At 61.4% G+C, this 17,890-nt stretch carries 13 protein-coding genes; 7 read left to right on the top strand and 6 right to left on the bottom strand.

The features are described 5' to 3' along the window. Positions 1-219: 219 nt before the first annotated feature. Both P8R33_RS14390 and P8R33_RS14395 read right to left on the bottom strand, forming a co-directional pair. Entirely contained in the window at positions 220-459 is a 240-nt protein-coding gene (locus P8R33_RS14390) for a hypothetical protein (RefSeq protein ID WP_278329670.1), read from the bottom strand. A gap of 34 nt (positions 460-493) precedes the next feature. Beyond that, positions 494-1,234 carry a CPBP family intramembrane glutamic endopeptidase gene (locus P8R33_RS14395; protein WP_278329671.1) on the bottom strand — a complete coding sequence of 247 codons (741 nt, stop codon included), beginning with the start codon at positions 1,232-1,234 and terminating at the stop codon, positions 494-496. Between the two features lie 119 nt (positions 1,235-1,353). Between P8R33_RS14395 and P8R33_RS14400 the strand changes: the two genes are divergently transcribed. Continuing rightward, complete coding sequence (locus tag P8R33_RS14400; protein ID WP_278329672.1) at positions 1,354-2,001, top strand: TetR/AcrR family transcriptional regulator; 648 nt, start codon at positions 1,354-1,356, stop codon at positions 1,999-2,001. A gap of 115 nt (positions 2,002-2,116) precedes the next feature. Here P8R33_RS14400 and rtcR read toward each other — a convergent pair whose 3' ends face one another. Beyond that, complete coding sequence (gene rtcR / locus P8R33_RS14405; protein ID WP_278329673.1) at positions 2,117-3,703, bottom strand: RNA repair transcriptional activator RtcR; 1,587 nt, start codon at positions 3,701-3,703, stop codon at positions 2,117-2,119. A gap of 268 nt (positions 3,704-3,971) precedes the next feature. On the opposite strand from rtcR, the gene P8R33_RS14410 reads away from it, so the two are divergent. The 5 genes from P8R33_RS14410 to P8R33_RS14430 all read left to right on the top strand — a co-directional run bounded on the left by P8R33_RS14410 (position 3,972) and on the right by P8R33_RS14430 (position 9,607). Beyond that, a complete protein-coding gene (locus P8R33_RS14410) occupies positions 3,972-5,531 on the top strand; it encodes a vWA domain-containing protein (RefSeq protein WP_278329674.1) in 1,560 nt (519 codons plus the stop codon). A gap of 823 nt (positions 5,532-6,354) precedes the next feature. Continuing rightward, a complete protein-coding gene (locus tag P8R33_RS14415) occupies positions 6,355-7,581 on the top strand; it encodes an RtcB family protein (protein ID WP_278329675.1) in 1,227 nt (408 codons plus the stop codon). Between the two features lie 30 nt (positions 7,582-7,611). After that, on the top strand, positions 7,612-8,034 hold the full coding sequence (locus tag P8R33_RS14420; protein ID WP_278329676.1) for a hypothetical protein: 423 nt from the start codon (positions 7,612-7,614) through the stop codon (positions 8,032-8,034). After that, positions 8,031-9,047 (top strand): RNA 3'-terminal phosphate cyclase, encoded by a 1,017-nt coding sequence (gene rtcA / locus P8R33_RS14425; protein WP_278329677.1) that lies wholly within the window; start codon positions 8,031-8,033, stop codon positions 9,045-9,047. Before P8R33_RS14420 ends, rtcA begins: the two co-directional genes overlap by 4 nt. A 266-nt stretch (positions 9,048-9,313) precedes the next feature. Continuing rightward, a complete protein-coding gene (locus P8R33_RS14430) occupies positions 9,314-9,607 on the top strand; it encodes a putative quinol monooxygenase (protein WP_160683805.1) in 294 nt (97 codons plus the stop codon). A gap of 197 nt (positions 9,608-9,804) precedes the next feature. Here the strand turns inward: P8R33_RS14430 and P8R33_RS14435 are convergent, their stop codons facing one another. The 3 genes from P8R33_RS14435 to P8R33_RS14445 are packed head-to-tail and all read right to left on the bottom strand — an operon-like array spanning position 9,805 to position 16,450. Continuing rightward, positions 9,805-9,993 carry a hypothetical protein gene (locus P8R33_RS14435; RefSeq protein WP_278329678.1) on the bottom strand — a complete coding sequence of 63 codons (189 nt, stop codon included), beginning with the start codon at positions 9,991-9,993 and terminating at the stop codon, positions 9,805-9,807. Beyond that, entirely contained in the window at positions 9,993-14,201 is a 4,209-nt protein-coding gene (locus P8R33_RS14440) for a translocation/assembly module TamB domain-containing protein (RefSeq protein ID WP_278329679.1), read from the bottom strand. Before P8R33_RS14440 ends, P8R33_RS14435 begins: the two co-directional genes overlap by 1 nt. After that, positions 14,201-16,450 carry an autotransporter assembly complex protein TamA gene (locus tag P8R33_RS14445; protein ID WP_278329680.1) on the bottom strand — a complete coding sequence of 750 codons (2,250 nt, stop codon included), beginning with the start codon at positions 16,448-16,450 and terminating at the stop codon, positions 14,201-14,203. The genes P8R33_RS14440 and P8R33_RS14445 overlap by 1 nt, the downstream gene beginning before the upstream one ends. Before the next feature lie 225 nt (positions 16,451-16,675). Between P8R33_RS14445 and P8R33_RS14450 the strand changes: the two genes are divergently transcribed. Then, positions 16,676-17,671 (top strand): YihY/virulence factor BrkB family protein, encoded by a 996-nt coding sequence (locus P8R33_RS14450; RefSeq protein ID WP_278329681.1) that lies wholly within the window; start codon positions 16,676-16,678, stop codon positions 17,669-17,671. Positions 17,672-17,890: the final 219 nt, after the last annotated feature.

Below are 17,890 nucleotides of genomic sequence, written 5' to 3' on the forward strand. Positions count from 1 at the left end.
ATAGCGCACCGCGTGCGGCCCGCGGGTTCGGGCACCGTCGACTTTCCGACGCCTCGCGGCGTCCGAAACTCTAAACGATTGCGGACCTTCCGCATTTGGTTGAAACTACGCCTAAGCAGTCATTTTCCTCGGGTAGGAAGGCAGAGCGCCCAACTTCGAGCGGCGAAGCGGAGAAAGGGTCGCTATTCGCCAAATGGCGACCCTCTCAAATTTTCGCTGTTACCGTGGCCCGAAGGGCGCTCGAATGCGAGCCCAGATGCGCTTACGGCTTTCAATCACGCTCAAGCCAAGGATGGCGGCAGTGGTCCAGACGGCGATTTCGGAAATGACGGCCGCACCGGCGACGGTGCCAACCCAGAGCGCCTTCGACGGATCTGTGAAATAGATCCCGACCACGCCGAGCCAGGCAAGCGCGACGAGCGACCAGAGGGCGATAAGAGTGGGCTTCTTCCAGTTCATAGTGGGGTATCCTTCGCATTTGATGCGGGTTGGTTCAGCCGAGGCCGCTGGTGTTGATCGCGCCGGTCGCCTGCAGGTGCAGCACGGTGATTCCGAAAGTGTTGACCAGCCCGTGGCCGATGATCGTTGGCCAGAGATTGCGCCGCGCGACGAGATAAAGCAGCCCGAAAGTGAGGCCGATGAGGCCGGTGGTCAGGATTCCGCCGATCCCCTGATAGGCGTGGACGAGGCCGAACAGCACGGCCTGGAAGATTGCGGCGAGGATCCAGGCGAAGCGGCTGGATCCGAGCATTTCCACTGCACGGTGCATCAGGAAACCGCGGAAGACCATTTCCTCGCAGAAGGAAGCGGTGGTCCATACGATCCCCATCATCATGAGATATTTTGGAAAGGTGGAGACATCCATAAATTCGCGTTCGGCCTCCGCGCCGAGCAGCGAGCCAAGCACGACCATCGAGATCGCATTGGTCAGCGCCGCGCCGAGAAAAACGAGAACCACCATACCCGCCCCCTTGAGCACGTCGCGTGCGCTTTGCGGCCCGCGTAAGCCCAGCGAGCTCCATCCCGTCCCACGCAACCGGAGAAGGACGGTGATGACCAGCACCGATGCGATCAGCGCCACCGGACCGGTATATTCGATCCCGGGGATTTCGCGCACGATGCAGAAGGTGGCGATCACCAGCAGGATTTCGGCCCAAGCGGGAACGGGGGTGCGGCGTTGGGTCGGCTGCGCGGGGTCAACCACGTTAGCCGTCCAGGGGGTGGTCATGGTCATGGAGGGTCCTTTCGAATCAGTCTTGCAAACGGTTCTCCCGCCTAATACTGAATATGAATTCAAATTCAATATCGAATTGAGGCTTGCGGGATGCGTGCCGATGCGAAAGGAGCGGTGCGATGGCGAAAGTTAAGCAGAAGCGCGCGGCGAGAACCCGGGAAAAGATCCTCGCTGCGCTCGAACAGCTGCTCGAAAGCAAGGAATTCGAAGCGATCAGCATCGCCGATATCGCACGCCAGGGTGAGGTGGCGGTCGGATCGATCTACAGCCATTTCGAGGACAAGGAGGCGCTGCTTCCCGCGCTCTTCGATCGCTATGTTGAGCGCATCGGGGCGCGCGTCGCCGAGTTTGTCGAGCATGGCACGATTGACGGCGAGAAGTATGAGCCCAGCGCGGCGCCTGATCTTCGCGGGGCCATAGAACAATCAATCCGCGGGGCGCATCGCCAGGTCACCGAGACTCTCGGCCTTCGCCGAGCGTTGCTGACCTATCGTCGGCTCAATCCCGATGTCGAAGTTCCGCTAGTATCCAAGCTTGGCCGCGACGCTATTGAGTTGCTGGCCGCAGAGTTGGACAAATATCACGACGAGATCGTCCGTGAGGATCTCCACGAGGCCGCGCGGATGGTGAGCTATTTCCTCAACATCGCGTTTCTCGATCGCATCGTGCTGCCGGCAGCGGCGACCAAGGATGATTTACGGCCCTCGGATGAAAGTTTAATCGACGCCTATACAGGTATGATTTTGCACTATCTCACTGGACGATAGGGGATCCCTAACAGAGTAGATTCTCTCGGATGCCGCTGGACAAGAGATAAGGCGACTGATGGGCCGTTAGCGGACTGTCCGGTTTTGGCGATGAAAGTGCGGATAGCTGACTCGGCTATCTTGCGACTATGTCCCAATCCAATCCAAACTTAGCTAGGTATTTCCGCAGTCGATCAGAGTCGTTGGTCGATTTGCGTTGTTCGCGAGAAGCAGCAAACAATGTGCGTCCTGCGTCAGACAGGCTGGCTGAGCGTCGGCACACTTCAACCACATATTCCAGCTGCACCCGGTCGAAAGGGTCGATCGCCTCCACGCGATCCTTTTCGAGCAAGTCAGTCAACACGCCTATCTCTGCCTTGTCGCCTGACCAGAGCCGTGCGAGGCGACCAGTTTCGAACTCCACAGCCTCGCGGTCGATCCTGCCGGTCGGGCAAAGTGTCGCCATGCGGGTTACGCTGGCGGCGAGGTCGCGGAAATTGCCTTGCCACCGTGCGGACGGGCTCTCGGCAAAAGCGAGATAGCGGTCGCGCGCTTCCTTGTTGAATGTAACGCGCGTGCCTTCGCGTTCTGCGAAGCGTTCGAGTTCGTAGTCGAGATTGGGTTCGATATCTTCGCGCCGCTCGGCGAGCCCGGGCAACGCGAAAGTCCAAAGATTCAGGCGTGCGAACAGGTCTTCGCGGAAATTGCCAGCGGCGACTTCATCCATGAGGTTGCGGTTGGTCCCGGCGATCAGTTGGAACTCGCTCTTGGCCTCGCTGTCCGCACCAACCGGAAGGAAGCGCCCGTCCTCGATCGCGCGCAGGATCATCGCCTGTTCGTCAAGGCCTAGCTCACCAATCTCGTCGAGGAACAGGAGGCCATTGTCGGCACTCTTGAGCAGGCCGGGCCGGTCCTGCACCGCACCCGTGAAAGCTCCCTTCTTGTGGCCGAACAGGGCAGACATGGCGCTGTCGCCCTTCAGCGTTGCACAGTTGACCTCCACGAATGGCCCTTCGACCTGGTGGCGCAGCTTCTTGAGCTCGTAGACCTTGCGCGCGAGCTGGCTTTTGCCTGCGCCGGTCGGGCCCATCAGCAGGATCGGCGCGCGGCTGCGGACAGCGACCTGTTCGATCTCCTCGATCATGCGGTTGAAGGCCGCGTTGCGGGTTTCGATCCCGCTCTTGAGGAAGCTGGTGCTTTCCGCGCTCGCCTCGGCAAAGCGACTGGCGATGGAATCGTAGCGGGAAAGGTCGAGATCTATCGAGGCCCAAGTGCCGATCGGCTGCGGCGCTCCCTTGTGAGGCTGTGTCTGCAAGAGCTTACCGGGCAGATAGCGCGCCTCTGTAAGCAAGAAGAGGCAGATCTGCGCCACATGCGTGCCGGTGGTTATGTGTATTAGGTAATCATGGGCGTCTGGATCGAATTCGAACTCACGCGCGAAATCGAGCAGCTTTCCATAAACCTCCTCGAAGTCCCATGCGTCTTCGAAATCCATGACGTGGGGGACGACTTCGGTCTCGGGCGAAACATCCCGAATATCCTCCATGACGAATTCGGCGAGGCGTCGGTGATAGCTGCCGTGGATCAGCACAAACCGATCCACCCGCAGGTCCTCCTGCATGCAGATGCTGACCGTGGGCCGCCACTTGCTCCAGCGTGACGGACCAAACTTTGCGGCATCGAGTGTTGAGCCAAGAAAACCAATTACAGTGATGGGCTTCATGCCCGCTTTGATAAAATTTTATCATAAGCGATACAAGAGAATAGATCTCTCATAAATTTACGATGTACTGCTGAGAGGGCTGGGCCTCAAGAATCCTATATATTTCAGCACACTATACGAAATCCGGAGCGAGCGGCTCATAACTGGCACGCCTCGTGCTCTATCCAAACCGTCGGGTAAGTCGAACACCCGGCGAGATGCGGGAAATGGGCGGCCGGAATCGGCCGGCCGCCCAAAGCCCGATGAAGTTTCATGATGGAGTTGGACTATGGCCAACAAGACGCTTTTTTCCTCGGCGCTGGCGAAGTTCCTGCCGCGTACGGACACGGTGAACCAGGCAGGCGGCAACGCCTATGCCTATGGCCCCGAAGCCCTGCTTGCGCAGCTAGCCGCAACCGGCACTTTGTCGGACGGTTTCTACGCCGATGCGCAGGACCAGCTTGCCAAGGTGCTCGAAGCAGCCTGGGCGGTGGACGCCGAATGGGTCGCCAAGTGCGCGATCTATGCTCGCCATTCGGGCGCGATGAAGGATATGCCAGCATTGCTGACCGCAGTGCTGTCGATATCCGATCCGGACCTGATGGTCCCGGTGTTCAAGCGCGTGATCGATAACGGTCGCATGCTCCGCAACTTTGTGCAGATCATGCGGTCGGGCCAGACCGGGCGGACGTCGCTTGGCTCGCGGCCGAAGCGGCTAGTGCGTGAATGGCTGGAAAATGCCTCGACCCGCCAGCTGATGCAGGCGGCGACGGGCAATGATCCGAGCTTGGCCGATATCGTCAAGATGGTTCACCCGGCTCCGGCTTCGGCCGAGCGGCGCGCCTTCTACGGCTGGCTGATCGGCAAGCCCTATGATGTCGCGGCGCTGCCAAAGGAGGTCGCCGAATTCGAGGCGTGGAAGGCGGACCGTTCGCGGCCCCTGCCCGATGTGCCCTTTGAATGGCTGACCGCCTTCGAGCTGACCGCGAAACAGTGGGCTGTGCTGGCGGAGCGCATCGGGTGGCAGGCGTTGCGGATGAACCTCAACACGCTGGCGCGTAAGGGAGTGTTCCAGATCGACGGAGTGACCGAGATGGTTGCTGCCCGACTGGCCGATCCCAATGCCATCGCCCGCGTGAAGCCGATGCCCTACCAGTTGATGACTGCACTGACCCAAGTCGGTGACGGGGTCCCGCTGGCGGTGCAGGCTGCGCTTGAGAAGGCTCTGGACCTGTCGCTTGCGAAGGTCCCGGTGCTGGAAGGCAATGTCGTAGTGTGTCCGGACGTGTCGGGCTCGATGGGCTCGCCCGCGACCGGCTACCGCAAGGGCGCGACTTCGGTTGTGCGCTGCATCGACATCGCCGCGCTGGTTTCAGCCGCGATGCTGCGGAGCAATTCGCAGACCCGCGTGCTGCCGTTCGAAGTGGACGTGGTGAAGCTCAAGCTCGATCCGAAGGCCCGCGTGGCGGTGAATGCCGCCAAGCTGGCAGGGGTCGGCGGTGGCGGAACGAATGTCTCGGCCCCGCTTGCCCTGCTGAATCGCGAGAAGGCGATGGTCGATTGCGTAGTCATCGTTTCGGACAATGAGTCCTGGTTCGATGCGCCGCGTCCGTGGTCCTATGGCGATGCTTCGGCGACGATGAAGGAGTGGAACAAGCTGAAGGCCCGTAACCCGGGCGCGAAGCTGATCTGCATCGACATCCAGCCCTATGGCTCGACGCAGGCCAAGGATCGCAAAGACATCATGAATGTCGGTGGTTTCACCGACGCGGTGTTCGACGCAATGGCACGCTTCGCCAACGGCGATGCGAAGGATTGGGTCGAGATCGTCAACGAAATGCAGATTTAGGAAGGAACACACAAGGTCGCGGCGAATGCCGGGAAGGACTACACTCAGGAGGCAGGTGTCGCGGGTTCGAATCCCGCCTGCCGGGAAACCGGCGGTAGCTCAGCCTGGTAGAGCACTGGCCCGAAAGGGCACGTCTTTTCCATCCCTCGTCGCCGCGACCGAAATATAATAAACCTTTGAAAAGCAGCCGTGGCGAATGCAGTCTGGGACTACATCCTCCACCATGAAAGGCCCCGTCGGGAAAAGCGCTCCAGCGTCGCGTAAGCGGTTTGGAGAGATCGGGTTCAAATCCCGCTTGGAGTAGTAGCTTAAGGGCCGACGTCTCGACATTTCTCGTCGCCTCGACTGTTTTTCAAATTCACGGCGAATGCCGGGTTAGGACTACATCCTTGCACGATGCAGGTCGCGGGTTCGAATCCCGCCGGGTCCACCAAATGCGGGCCCGTAGCTCAGCGGATAGAGCGGCGCCCCTCGGGGCAACGTCTTACCCAAACCTCGTCGCCGTGAACCGAGTATCAATTAACGCTGGCGGATGCCGGTGGGACTACATGGGTAGAGCGCCTGCGAAAGCAGGAGGTCGGCGGTCCGAGTCCGCCCCCGGGCAACCGGAGTAGCTCAGTAAAGCGTCTCATCAATCACTCGCCGCCAGCACCCCGCGCTCACGCAGCGAAGCGATAGTGCAGAATTACATCAGCGCTGGCGAATGCCGGTCGGGACTACATCGGTAACCAGGCGGTTCGAACCCGCCCCTGCATGGCAACATGCGGAGAAGTCTCGCCAAAACTTGTTGCCAGCACCTATGAAGAAGCATGAGGAGGTCGCGATGACCCAGACGACGTATGAATATCAGGACGTGGAAGGCGGGTCGCCGATCAAGATGTGGACCCGCGGCGTTCCCGTTGACGACAAGGCGCGCGAGCAGCTGACCAAGGCGGCGAAGATGCCGTTCATCTTCAAGCATGTTGCGGCCATGCCCGACGTGCATGTGGGGATCGGCGCGACCGTCGGCTCAGTAATTCCGACCAAAGGCGCGGTGATCCCGGCTGCGGTCGGCGTCGACATTGGCTGCGGCATGATGGCCGCGCGCACCTGGCTCGTCGCGAGCGACCTGCCGGATAACCTTGCCGGTATTCGCTCCGCGATCGAGGCGGCGGTGCCGCATGGCCGCGATGTCGGGCGCGGCAAGCGCGACAAGGGTTCGTGGGGCGATCCGCCTCCGGCCGTGGTCGATGCCTGGGCAAAGCTCGCCGAACGGTTTGGCCGGATCGTCGCCAAGTACCCGCGGCTCAAGAACACGAACAACCTCGTGCATCTGGGGACGCTGGGAACCGGCAATCACTTCATCGAGCTGTGCCTCGATACCGAACAGCGGGTGTGGGTTATGCTCCACTCGGGCTCGCGCGGGGTTGGCAATGCGATCGGCACGTTCTTCATCGAACTGGCCAAGCAGGACATGCGCAAATGGCATATCAACCTGCCTGATCAGGACCTCGCCTATTTCCCGGAAGGGACGGACCATTTCGACGATTATGTCGAAGCGGTCGAATGGGCGCAGGACTTCGCAGCGCTAAACCGGCGCGTGATGATGATGCATGTGCTCGATGCACTGCGGAGCCAGATCGCCAAACCGTTCGATGCCGAATGCGAAGCGGTGAACTGCCATCACAACTATGTGACGCGTGAAAACCACTTCGGCGAAAACGTGCTCGTTACCCGGAAGGGTGCGGTGCGGGCGGCGAAGGGTACGATGGGCATCATCCCCGGATCGATGGGGGCGAAGAGCTTCATCGTGCGCGGGCTCGGCAATGCCGAGAGCTTTGACAGCTGCTCGCACGGGGCGGGGCGCGTGATGTCCCGCACGCAGGCGAAGAAGCTGGTGACGCTCGACGAGCATATCGCCGATACCGCCGGTGTCGAATGCCGTAAGGACGAGGGCGTGATCGATGAAACGCCCAAGGCCTACAAGCCGATCGAAGCCGTGATGGCCGCGCAGGCCGATCTGGTGGAGATCGTCCATACCTTGAAGCAGGTGGTGTGCGTGAAGGGGTAACACCCTTCACGCCGCCGTTGGGAGGTTCGCATGAAGGGCAAGTTCCATTGTCGCAGTTGTGGCCGTGCGCTGACCGGTGAAGTTACTGTTCAATCGCTGAAAGATCCGGGCGTTCAGAATCCCGATTTCATCGATCAGCGGCCTGTCTGCGCCGAGGGAAGCGGCTTCAAATCTTACGAACCGCTCCAGCGTTCGCATGACTCGAGCAACCCGGCTGCTTTGGAATTTGTGCCGCAGTATTGGCTCAACCCAGCAGATTTCGAAGCGACCGGGAAAATTACCAGCAAGCGTGGCCGCACAAATGGCTGTTGCGGAATGGACGGCTGCGACGGCCCCAACATCGAATGCCGCGAGTGCGGAACCGAGATTGGAACCAAGCAGTCCGATTGTTGGACGCCGCTCATATTTGTTCCGGACCCAGACAATACCGAATTCCGAAAGACTGAAACATGATCACGATCGACGGCTCCGAGGGTGAAGGCGGCGGACAGGTGTTGCGGTATTCCGCAGCCCTGTCGCTGCTAACCAACGAGCCATTCACCATCCACAACATCCGCGGAGGCAGGGCCAAGCCCGGCCTGATGCGCCAGCATGTCACCGCGCTGGAAGCAGCCTGCGCGATCGGCGGAGCGGAATGCTCCGGGTTGACGGTTGGTGCCAGCGAACTGACCTTTCGGCCCGGCAGCGTCACGCCGGGCGAATATCATTTCGCCGTCGGCACCGCCGGTTCGACCGGGCTGGTGCTTCAGACCGTGCTGGTACCGCTGATGTTGGCCGATGAGCCGTCGAAACTGGTGATCGAGGGCGGGACGCATGCGATGGCCGCACCGCCTTTCGAATTCCTGCAAAAGACGCTGCTGCCGGTGCTGGAGCGGATGGGTCCAAGGATTTCCATCACGCTTGAGCGCCACGGTTTCTTCCCGCGCGGTGGCGGGCGCATCGTCGTGGATATCGATCCAGCGCCATTGCGTCCGATCGAATGCGTAACGCGCGGCGCATTCAAGGCTGGCAAGGTAGAAGCGCTGGTTGCCGGAATTCCGTTCGATATCGCTGACCGCGAACTGAAGGCGGCGCGCAAGGTGCTTGCCGAATGGCCGGACGAAGCCTTCGCGCCCGTGCAACTCCCGGCTGAAAATGGCCCGGGGAATGCCCTGCTCATGGAAGCCGAATTCGAACATGTCACCGAAGTCATGTCTGGCTTCGGCAAGCTTGGCGTGCCTGCAGAACGCCTGGCAAAGACAGCGGCGAAGCGGATGGCGGGCTATCTGGCGTCGCAAGCTTTTGCCGGGCCTTACCTGCAGGACCAGCTCTTGCTGCCGTTCGCAATGGCAGGCCGTGGAGCGTTCACCACAGTCAAGCTCAGTGAGCATACCCGCACCGCAGTGAACCTGATCGAACGATTTTCGGGAAGGGGTTTTCGCTTCTCGGAAACCACCGATGGAGCACATCTTGCGGAGGTTTGCTGACCGGCGCGAATGGGGCCGATTTCGGACTGACCGGTTTTGGCAGCGGAGTGGACTTAGCGGACGTTCATTTGCGGCATCGCGCTGAATGTGATCGCCCTTATGTCCGTGATTGCAGTGACCTCCGCGCCGGTTCTAAGCGCAGTGCGGGTTGCCGACACTGAACCCCCGTTTTCAAAAATGCATGGTCGGCACGCGGGCCTCTTTCGACCTACTTGTTCGTTATAGCGTTGGCCGACTTACCCGGCCGCACCATCTAGGAGGTGATCATGCCCAAACTAGCTCTTTACGTGCCTTTGAAGGCCAAACCCGGCAGGGAGAGTGACATCGCTGCTTTCCTCAAGTCGGCACTCCCGCTCGTGCAAGACGAGCCCGGCACGCTGACATGGTATGCGATCGAAGAAGGCCCCGGCGCTTACGCCATCTTCGATACTTTTGACACTGAGGAGGATCGACAGGCTCATCTCGACGGTAAAGTGGCTGCTGCACTAATGGAAAAGGCGGAAGATTTGTTCGCCGAGCCGCCTCAGATCCATAAGCTCACGCTTCTAGCCGCGAAATAGGGCGCGCCCGCCGGTCCTGTCATTTCGATTTGATGTCGAAGCAACGGCTGCTTGTGGGTTTAACCGCTTCTGCCGAGTGTAACTGCTGTAAAGGCACGTTGATGGCCAGCCATTTTTGGGCCGTAAGCGGTCGGTCCGCGAATGGCGCTTAGAACGGTAAGTCGGCCATCGGACTTCGCGCGTTAGCCTCCTGCAGATTAATTCTTGGACTTATTTTCCTTTGCTACTTCAGTGTCAGCCGCGGAAGGGGTGTCCAAGTCGTGATCCAGTTCTTCTGCTTTGTCCGTGATTTGCTCTTGCGCAGCTTCGTAGCGCTCGTCGAAAGTCGGCTCGCTTTTGCACGCGCAGACAGCGAAGAGTGCGAGCAGGCCTACTAAATTACGCATCAATAATTCTTTCGGTAGCGCACGTTGATATTGGTCGCCCCCGACCCGCCAGCCTGACTTAGAATCGACAGGAACGGCGTCAGGCTCACTTCGAGTTGCGTAGCCGTGAAACCCCGCGCATCGGTGATGAATTCGATATAGATGTCATCGGTCAAATACTGTCCCGCAGCGAGGGCGGTTCCGCGGCCGCTTGTATCGTCGGGACCGAGAATGCGCAGGCGGTCAACTCCGGTTGCGGAACGCAGTTTGCCGAGCGGATTGAGACCGCCGCCGCTGCCGCGCAGCGAGTTGAGCGACGCGGCGAGCTGCACTGCCTGGATCGTCGAGAGGTTGCCGATCGAGCTGCCGAACAGGATGCGCGACAGGATTTCGTCCTGCGGCAGGCCGGGTACGCTCGAAAACGCAATCTGCGGATCGTAGGCCCGGCCGGTGATGTTCACGTTGACCGTGACGTCCTCGATATCCTCGGTGGCCGTCAGGCGGATGACCGGATCGATCGAGGTGCCGCCGGTGAAGTCCACGCGCCCGTCGCTCAGTTCGAACGAGCGACCGGCGAAACCAAGCGTCCCGCGAACCAGTTCGACGTCGCCCGAGATGCGCGGTGCGTTACTGGTGCCGCCAAGGCGCATATCGGCCCGCCATTCGGATTCGAGCCCCATACCCGAAACATAGAGCCTTTCCGGAGCATTGAGCGTGATATCGAGCCGCAGCTGGTCGAACAGGCCGGGTTGCGGTTCGGCTGGCTCGTCGCCCGTTATCCGCTTCGGTCCGCGCGGGGGCTTGAAGCGCACGCCGGTGAGTTCGGGCACCTGCGCCGAACCCTGGCGGATGATTTCGTAGCGCGTTTCGGGCAAGGTGATTTCGCCCGACAGCAGCGCAGTCTGTCCGGCCGCCTTGGCCAGCCGCAGATTACCGGTCGCCGTGGCGGACAGCGCGTCGCTCCGCGCTAGCCGCGCATCGTCCAGTGCGACCTCGACATTCATCGGATAGCCGCTCGCTTCCGCCAGGCTGACATAGCCCTGCGCACTGACGGTGCCGTCGCCTGCGGTCGCGGTCAGCCGTTCGATCTCGAACCGATCGCCGCTGAAGCGCCCGGCAATGGCCATGTTCGACAGCCGCGTGCCATAGGTCTGATTTTCGTAGGTGAGATTGCTGGCACGCACGATGCCGGCCAGTTGCGGACTCTGCACCCGTCCCGAGAAATCCGCCGCCACACCGATCGGACCCGACAGCCGTTGGTCGGGCTGGCCGGCAAAGGAGAACAGCGTATCCGCCGGCCCGTTGTAGCGGATCCCGCCGTCGAGCGGCGCCGCCAGTAGGCGCGTCGTCCAGCTGCCCGAGCCGGGCGGCAGCGGAGTGAGAGAGGCAGTCATTCGCCCGATCACGCTGCCACGCCGGCGCATAACGGCGCGTGCCTCGCCGCCGTTGGGAAGCAGCTTGCCGACGAAGTTGATATCGACCGGCTGGCTGACCGACACTGCCGTGGTGCGACTGAAATTCGCGATCCGCAAGCGTGCGTCCGCGCGCGGGAAAGCGGAAGAATTGGCTTGGCTGAAATCGAGACTGCCGGTGGCGCGGCCGTTGATGCCAAGTCCCGGCACGAATGCGTCGATCATCGCTATATCGAGCGAGTCGAGGCGGCTCTGAAGCTTGATGCCTTTGCCGTAAGTACCCGCCAGCCGAATATTGCCACGGCCGAAATCGATCCGCGTGGGCAGCAATTCGTATTCGCCCGTGCGCGGGATGATACGCGCCGGACTGGTGGTCGCAAAGTCGATCCCGCGCACCCGCCCCTTGAGAGCGGCGCGCCACAGGTCGGGCCGGAGTTCGGCATTCGCGGCGACGCGGAACGGCACTCCGCTGACACCTTCCGCGAGCACTTTCGCGGTGCCGCTGCCGTCGCGATAGTCGATCTTGGCGCGCGCGGCGTTGAGGTTGAGACTGCCGAAGACCGTCTGTGCAAGTTGCGCATCGGCCACGACGTAAGGCTGGTCGTAGAGTATTATCCTCGCATCCACGATTGCCGAACCGATCGCGAGGTTGGCGGGGCCGGGCAGCACCGTGTCGCGTGCGCGCAGATTGACCAGCGCTTGCTGATATTGCCCGACCGCGTCGAGACGCACTATCCCCGCCACGCCCCGCCCATTGGCATCGAGCCGGCCAGCGAATGGCCCCGCCGGAGTCTGCGACAGCGAGCCGGAGAAATCTATTCCGGCCAGGTTCGCGCTATTGATATCGAGCGTCAGCTGATTGCCCGTCCCGAGCACGACATCTGCGGTTAGCGGGCCATAATCGGTATCGGCGGTGGCATCGAGCCGGTAGCCGTTCCGTGTACCGGTGATGTCCGCGCGCAAATTGGCGAGGCCGATGCCGAAATCTGGCCGCTCGGCGGTGACCACGGCTTGGGGATCGGTGAGCGTCCCCGCCACCCGCACCCCGACCCGGCCATAGGCATCTGTGATGCCGTCGGCATTGAGCGCGAGCCGTCCGTCGGGCGCGTAGAAGCCATTGCCGCCAGTTATGCGCACGGCGGGAGCACGCAGCGAAAGGTTCGAGAAGCGAATGACCCCGTCCGGTCCATAGCGCACATCGCTTGCGGCAACGGCATTGCCGCCGAGGAAATTGCGCACGCTCTCATTGAACAGGCTGGTCGAGCGAGCGCGGACCCGGCCCGCCAGCGCGAAACCGCCGTCCTGCGATTCGAGATCGACGTTGGTCTCGATGTTGAAGATGCCGACGCTTTCCACCCTGTAATTGTCGATCCTGCCGTCAATCGCGCCCGTGTAGAGACCGGTGGAGATATCGGCGAGCAGGATCAGCCCGGCATCGATCCGGTCCGAACGGATCCGCATGTTGTCCGACAGGATGCGCGAGCCGTCGATTGCGAGGTCGCCCCCGAGGCGGACATCGCGCAAGGTTCCGCCAGCGACGGTGTCGAGACCCTCGATCCGGGAGACGCTGGCTTCGACCGGTATCATGATCCGGTCGGCGTCGACCGTCGCTTCGCCGCTCGCGCGAAGGTTTTCCAGCCCCATGTCGTTCATGACGAGGCGATTTGCGTTGATCGCATACTGCACTCGCGGAGTGGCGAATTCGCCGTTCAGAGTGAGCAGCGCGCGCAGCCCTCTGCCGCGCAGGTTTTCCGCCATTGCCGAGGGTTTCAGCAGCACGAACGCGAGCTTGAGATCTTCGAAGCTGTTGTCCGAAAGATCGACCAGCCCATTGGTGTTGAGGCGGAAGGCGTCGCTGTCGAGATTACCCGCGAGCGTTGCGCGGCGTTCGTCGAGCGTGGCGGTCACGTCAATATTCATCACCGGGCCGAGCAGGGCGGCGGTAGGCCCTTCGAACATCCGCGCAATCCGGGTCGGACCGCGTACGGCGAAAGTTCCCTCGCGCGCGGAGAGCTTCAGTCGGGCGAACTCGCTACCGGCGAGGTTGGCGTCGAGCCGCCCGTTCCACGCTTCCCAGCTGCCATTGCCATTGAGGCGGATGCGGACCGGCTCGGTCAGGCCTGCCATTGCCGCGAGCACGCCGTCACCGGGTGCATTCAGGTCGAGGTCGAGATCGAGCTTGTTTTCCTCAGGCAGGGCGTCGAGCAGCAGCGCGATGCGGTCGCCTCCCGCACGGCCTTGGGCCGCTATGGTCGCGGCATCGAATCTGGCCTGCGCGCGACCGTCGGCAATATGCGCCTCGCCCGCGAGCGACGCCACCCGGCGCTCGCCGCTGACCGGCGCTTCGGCGACGAAGCTGTCAATCTGGAGCGTGCCGATATCGATGTCGTAATCGGGCAGCAGCGGATCTTCGGATGGCGGCGTCTCGTTGAATTCGGGCAGGCGCTGCAGCGTTACCAGCCGCGATGTCAGCGAACGAATATCGATATGGCTGTTGATGAAGGCGAACGGGCGCCAGTCCATCCGCATTTCTGGCGAGGTCAGGAAGGTGCCTTTGGGATCGGATAGCGATACGTCGTGCAGGATCATTTCGCCATAGAGCGAACCCTCGATCCGCCCGACATCGATTTCCATCCCGTTCTCAAACTCCAGCGCGCCGATCTGGTCCGCGACGAACCGTTTGCCCGGACCTGTGTTGAGGCCGATCAGAAGCGCCGCCACCAGCAGCACCAAGCCGCCGACCACGATCGCGCTCCATTTCGCGACGATCCGCGCGCGGTTGCGGCGGGGCGGTTCGATCTGCGTGTCTTCGGCCATCAGAACGCCTGCCCGATCGAGACGTAAACTGCGAACTTGCTCTCGCCCTCGCGCCGGTCGAGCGGCATCGCGACATCGAGCCGTAGCGGGCCGAAATTGGTGTAGTAGCGCCCGCCCACGCCGGCACCGAAACGCAAATCGCTGAAATCGGGCACGGTGCTTTCATAGACCTGCCCGACATCGACGAAACCGACGACGCCAAAATTGCCGAAGCGATAGCGCACTTCGGCCGCCGCTTCGTTGAGACTGCGCCCGCCAAGCGGCCGGTAGATGAGCGGCGCTTCCTCGTCCGGTTCGTCCGGATCGGGTTCGAAATCCGGATCGGGATAAACGACGCGCGGGCCCAATTGCTGGTAACCGAAGCCGCGCACCGATCCGCCGCCACCGCTGTAAAATCGGCGCGAGGGCGCGAGATCCAAGCGCTCGATGCCTTGGATGGTCCCGACGCGCACACGACCCGCCAGCGTGATCGCGTCGGTCGGCGAGAAATAGGCCGATCCGTCCACCCGCGCGCGGACATAGGGCGTGAAGCCGTCCTCCAGCGAGCCTTCAGGTTCGACCAGCGCGGTGACGCGGAAACCCTCGCGCGCATCGAGCAGGCTGTCGGTACGATCGATTCCGATCTGGCCGATCAGCCCGCCGATGAAGAAGGTGCGCCGATCGAGTTCTCCGAGAGCTAGGTCGTAGTCCTGTTCGTTGGTGCCGATCAGCTGCGCGCCGTAAGCATAGGTGAAGGGCTTCTGCCAGATATTGGTCGAATCGTAGCTCACCAGCGCGGATAGGCGTCCGGTAAACGCCTCGTAGGCGTCGTAGTTGCTGTGAAGCGCCTCAGCGGACGCCTGAAAGGTGCGATCACGCCTGCCCGCGTTGGAGCGGCGGAATGTCAGGCCCGCCCCCTGTTCCTGCGTCCCCGCCACCGCGCGGGCAATCAACGCGCCTTCGGGCGGAAAAAGATTGCGGTGAGTCCAGCTGCCTTCGATCCTGAAGCCTTGCCCCGTCCCAAAGCCCGCACTTCCGGCCAGGGTGCGCGGTGGCCCGGCATCCTGCTCGACGAGGATGGACGCGTATTCGGTGCCGTCGCCTGCCGCTTCTCCGCTCTCTTCGGGCAGCACCGAGACGGTATTGAACAGGCCCGTTGCGACCAGCGCCTGCCGCAAATCGTCGACCATTCGGCTGTCGTAGAGCTCGCCGCGCTCAAAGCGCGCCAGCACTTCCACATGCTCGGCGTCGAAGGCCAGATTCCCCGTCGTGCGGATTTCGCCAAACCGCGAACGTGGTCCGGTGGTGACCGGCAAGGTATAAACCCCGTCGCCGGTTTCCTGATCGAGCAGAATGTCGCGCTGGCCGATCTCTGCGAAGGGGTAGCCGTTTTGCGGAAGAGTGACCGCCACCTGGGCTTCGGCCCCCTGCACGCGCGTGGCGATAATCGGTTCGCCTACTTGCAGTGCCAGATTATCACGGATGAGGTTAGCTGGCTCGGTAGGCGGCGCATCAATCACGATGTCGGAGAAAACATAGCGTGGTCCCGGCAAGACATCGATCACTGCAGTCAATGGCTGTCCGCCCGGCTCATTCGATCGATCAACACGCGTCGTGGCGCGTGCCTCGTACCAACCCTCCGCGGCGAGGATGCGTTGCATCAAGGCGCTGTCCTCGGTCAGCCTCGCCGAAACCTGCGCGACATTTGCTGCTTCGCCGTCGCCGTCCTCGAGCGCAGACAAATCATCGAACTGCCCGCGCAGGCTCGTGTCCGTTTGTTCATCGGCCGCATCGAGTCCGTTCACCTGAACCGAGTAGGCGATCTCGACGACCTCCTCGTCGCTCTCGTCCTGAGCGAACTCGACGGGCTCCACTTCGAACTGTTCAAGCGGCGGAAGGGGAACCACCAGTTCGGCATCACGGACCGGAGCATCGCCGATTTCTTCGACCGTCTCGCCGTCAGCCAGAGCAGGGTCGTTGAGTGGCGGCGCCTCGCCCGCGGCCGGATTGCCATCGGGCTGCGCCGCGGCGATCCGGCGCTCGAATTCCTCGATCGACTCGAGCGGTGAGTCGAGTTCAGGATCGGAAAGCGGGTCCAGTTCCGGTATCGTGTCCTCGAATTCCTCATCGGTTATTACGGGGCCAAGTTCGGGCAGGTCCGCGTCGGCAGGAGGAACTGGAACGGGAGGCTCTGAAGGATCACCACCCGTCGGCTCGACATCCTGTGCCAGCGCTGGGTTAGCAACGATAGCGAGCGCGCATGCAAGCATGGAGACAGCATAAGGCCGAACCGGGGCACGATTTTTTCGCGGAGGTGTTTGAACAAGAGGCAAATTATCAACGACCATAGAAAGCGACCCAAGGTGCATAACGAAGGACTAACCGGATCATCGCCAAGCGGTCGGCAAGCCTCAGATGAGGCCGATAATCCCACCCATGGTGCAAGTTCATCACCCAAACACGCTCCCGGCGCAACTGCAAAAAGCCCTTGGCAGATGCCAAAAGCTGCTTGGAAACAGATTCTTAGGCGTGTGTGGACTATGTGGGGATTTCACAACCTTTCTCTTTTGGGCGCTGGTGTGGCTTTTTTCACCTTCCTTGCGCTCACGCCGCTCATCGCCGCGACCGTAATGGTCTATGGATTGGTTGGGGACGTCGAAACCGTCCAGAGACAGATGCGGTCCATTGAACTGGTCCCGCGCGAAGCGGCGGCGGTCATCGAAAATCAGTTGCTCAGCGTCGTCACGGCGAATGCCGGAGTGACCGGGCTGGCACTCGCCATTGCGTTGGGTTTCGCAGTATTCGGAGGGATGCGTGCCGCCAACGGGCTGATTGGCGCACTCAACATCATCAACGAAGAGCACGAGACACGGGGCATCATTTCGCTGAATTTTCGTGCGGCGGCGCTTACGTTGGCAGCGATTTTCGTGGCATTGACAGGATTAATCAGCAGCGGAATGTTCGCCTGGTTGCAAATGCAAGCCGGTAATCTGCTCGGGGAAGCAGCCGCATTTGCAATCAAGTGTCTGACTTGGATCGCATCCATCCTGTTTGGGAGTGCCGGTTTTGCTCTCATTATGCGCTACGGCCCGGACCGAGAACCGGCCCGATGGCTATGGCTCGTTCCCGGAGCGATCGCCGCGACGCTGCTCTGGATCGTGGTCTCGTTTGGATTTTCGTTCTACGTAGCTTATGTCAGCGACTACAACGCTACGTATGGGTCGTTGTCCGCTATCGTAGTTTTTCTGATGTGGCTTTTTCTGTCCGCATATGGCGTTCTGGGTGGTGCGTTGCTGAACGCCGAGATCGAGCGCCAAACAACGGTCGACACGACGACCGGTCAGGAAATGCCGATTGGAGAACGGGGCGCGGTTCTCGCCGATTTGGCCGAAGGCGGGCTCTCCATTAGCCAGTGGATGGAAAAGGCAGAACGTCGTGCCGTCCGCCGTCACTTGCGATCTCATAAGATCAAGTCCTCGTTCAGGAATTGAGGCGATGGGTGTCTACCCTTTGCGACGTTTGGCTAGGAAGGTTCGCCCGAGATGACAATTTAGGGGCCGTTTGCGGTCAGTCCGCTTTGGGTCGACGCGAAGCGGGTAGCTGCCGTTCGGCTAACGACCCAGTATCGGTCATTCGACGGTTGATCTCCAATCCCGAAAGGAAACCTCGTGATACCTTCGGCGATTGTAGGCCGTGCCACACGCTGCAGC

The sequence above is a fragment of the Qipengyuania flavescens genome (assembly GCF_029688735.1).
Lineage (GTDB): Bacteria > Pseudomonadota > Alphaproteobacteria > Sphingomonadales > Sphingomonadaceae > Qipengyuania.

Excerpts from the sequence above, each read along its gene's own strand:
- P8R33_RS14390 (WP_278329670.1), bottom strand. The coding sequence starts at position 459 with ATGAACTGGAAGAAGCCCACTCTTATCGCCCTCTGGTCGCTCGTCGCG.
- P8R33_RS14395 (WP_278329671.1), bottom strand. The coding sequence starts at position 1,234 with ATGACCATGACCACCCCCTGGACGGCTAACGTGGTTGACCCCGCGCAG.
- P8R33_RS14400 (WP_278329672.1), top strand. The coding sequence starts at position 1,354 with ATGGCGAAAGTTAAGCAGAAGCGCGCGGCGAGAACCCGGGAAAAGATC.
- rtcR (WP_278329673.1), bottom strand. The coding sequence starts at position 3,703 with ATGAAGCCCATCACTGTAATTGGTTTTCTTGGCTCAACACTCGATGCC.
- P8R33_RS14410 (WP_278329674.1), top strand. The coding sequence starts at position 3,972 with ATGGCCAACAAGACGCTTTTTTCCTCGGCGCTGGCGAAGTTCCTGCCG.
- P8R33_RS14415 (WP_278329675.1), top strand. The coding sequence starts at position 6,355 with ATGACCCAGACGACGTATGAATATCAGGACGTGGAAGGCGGGTCGCCG.
- P8R33_RS14420 (WP_278329676.1), top strand. The coding sequence starts at position 7,612 with ATGAAGGGCAAGTTCCATTGTCGCAGTTGTGGCCGTGCGCTGACCGGT.
- rtcA (WP_278329677.1), top strand. The coding sequence starts at position 8,031 with ATGATCACGATCGACGGCTCCGAGGGTGAAGGCGGCGGACAGGTGTTG.
- P8R33_RS14430 (WP_160683805.1), top strand. The coding sequence starts at position 9,314 with ATGCCCAAACTAGCTCTTTACGTGCCTTTGAAGGCCAAACCCGGCAGG.
- P8R33_RS14435 (WP_278329678.1), bottom strand. The coding sequence starts at position 9,993 with ATGCGTAATTTAGTAGGCCTGCTCGCACTCTTCGCTGTCTGCGCGTGC.
- P8R33_RS14440 (WP_278329679.1), bottom strand. The coding sequence starts at position 14,201 with ATGGCCGAAGACACGCAGATCGAACCGCCCCGCCGCAACCGCGCGCGG.
- P8R33_RS14445 (WP_278329680.1), bottom strand. The coding sequence starts at position 16,450 with ATGCTTGCATGCGCGCTCGCTATCGTTGCTAACCCAGCGCTGGCACAG.
- P8R33_RS14450 (WP_278329681.1), top strand. The coding sequence starts at position 16,676 with ATGCCAAAAGCTGCTTGGAAACAGATTCTTAGGCGTGTGTGGACTATG.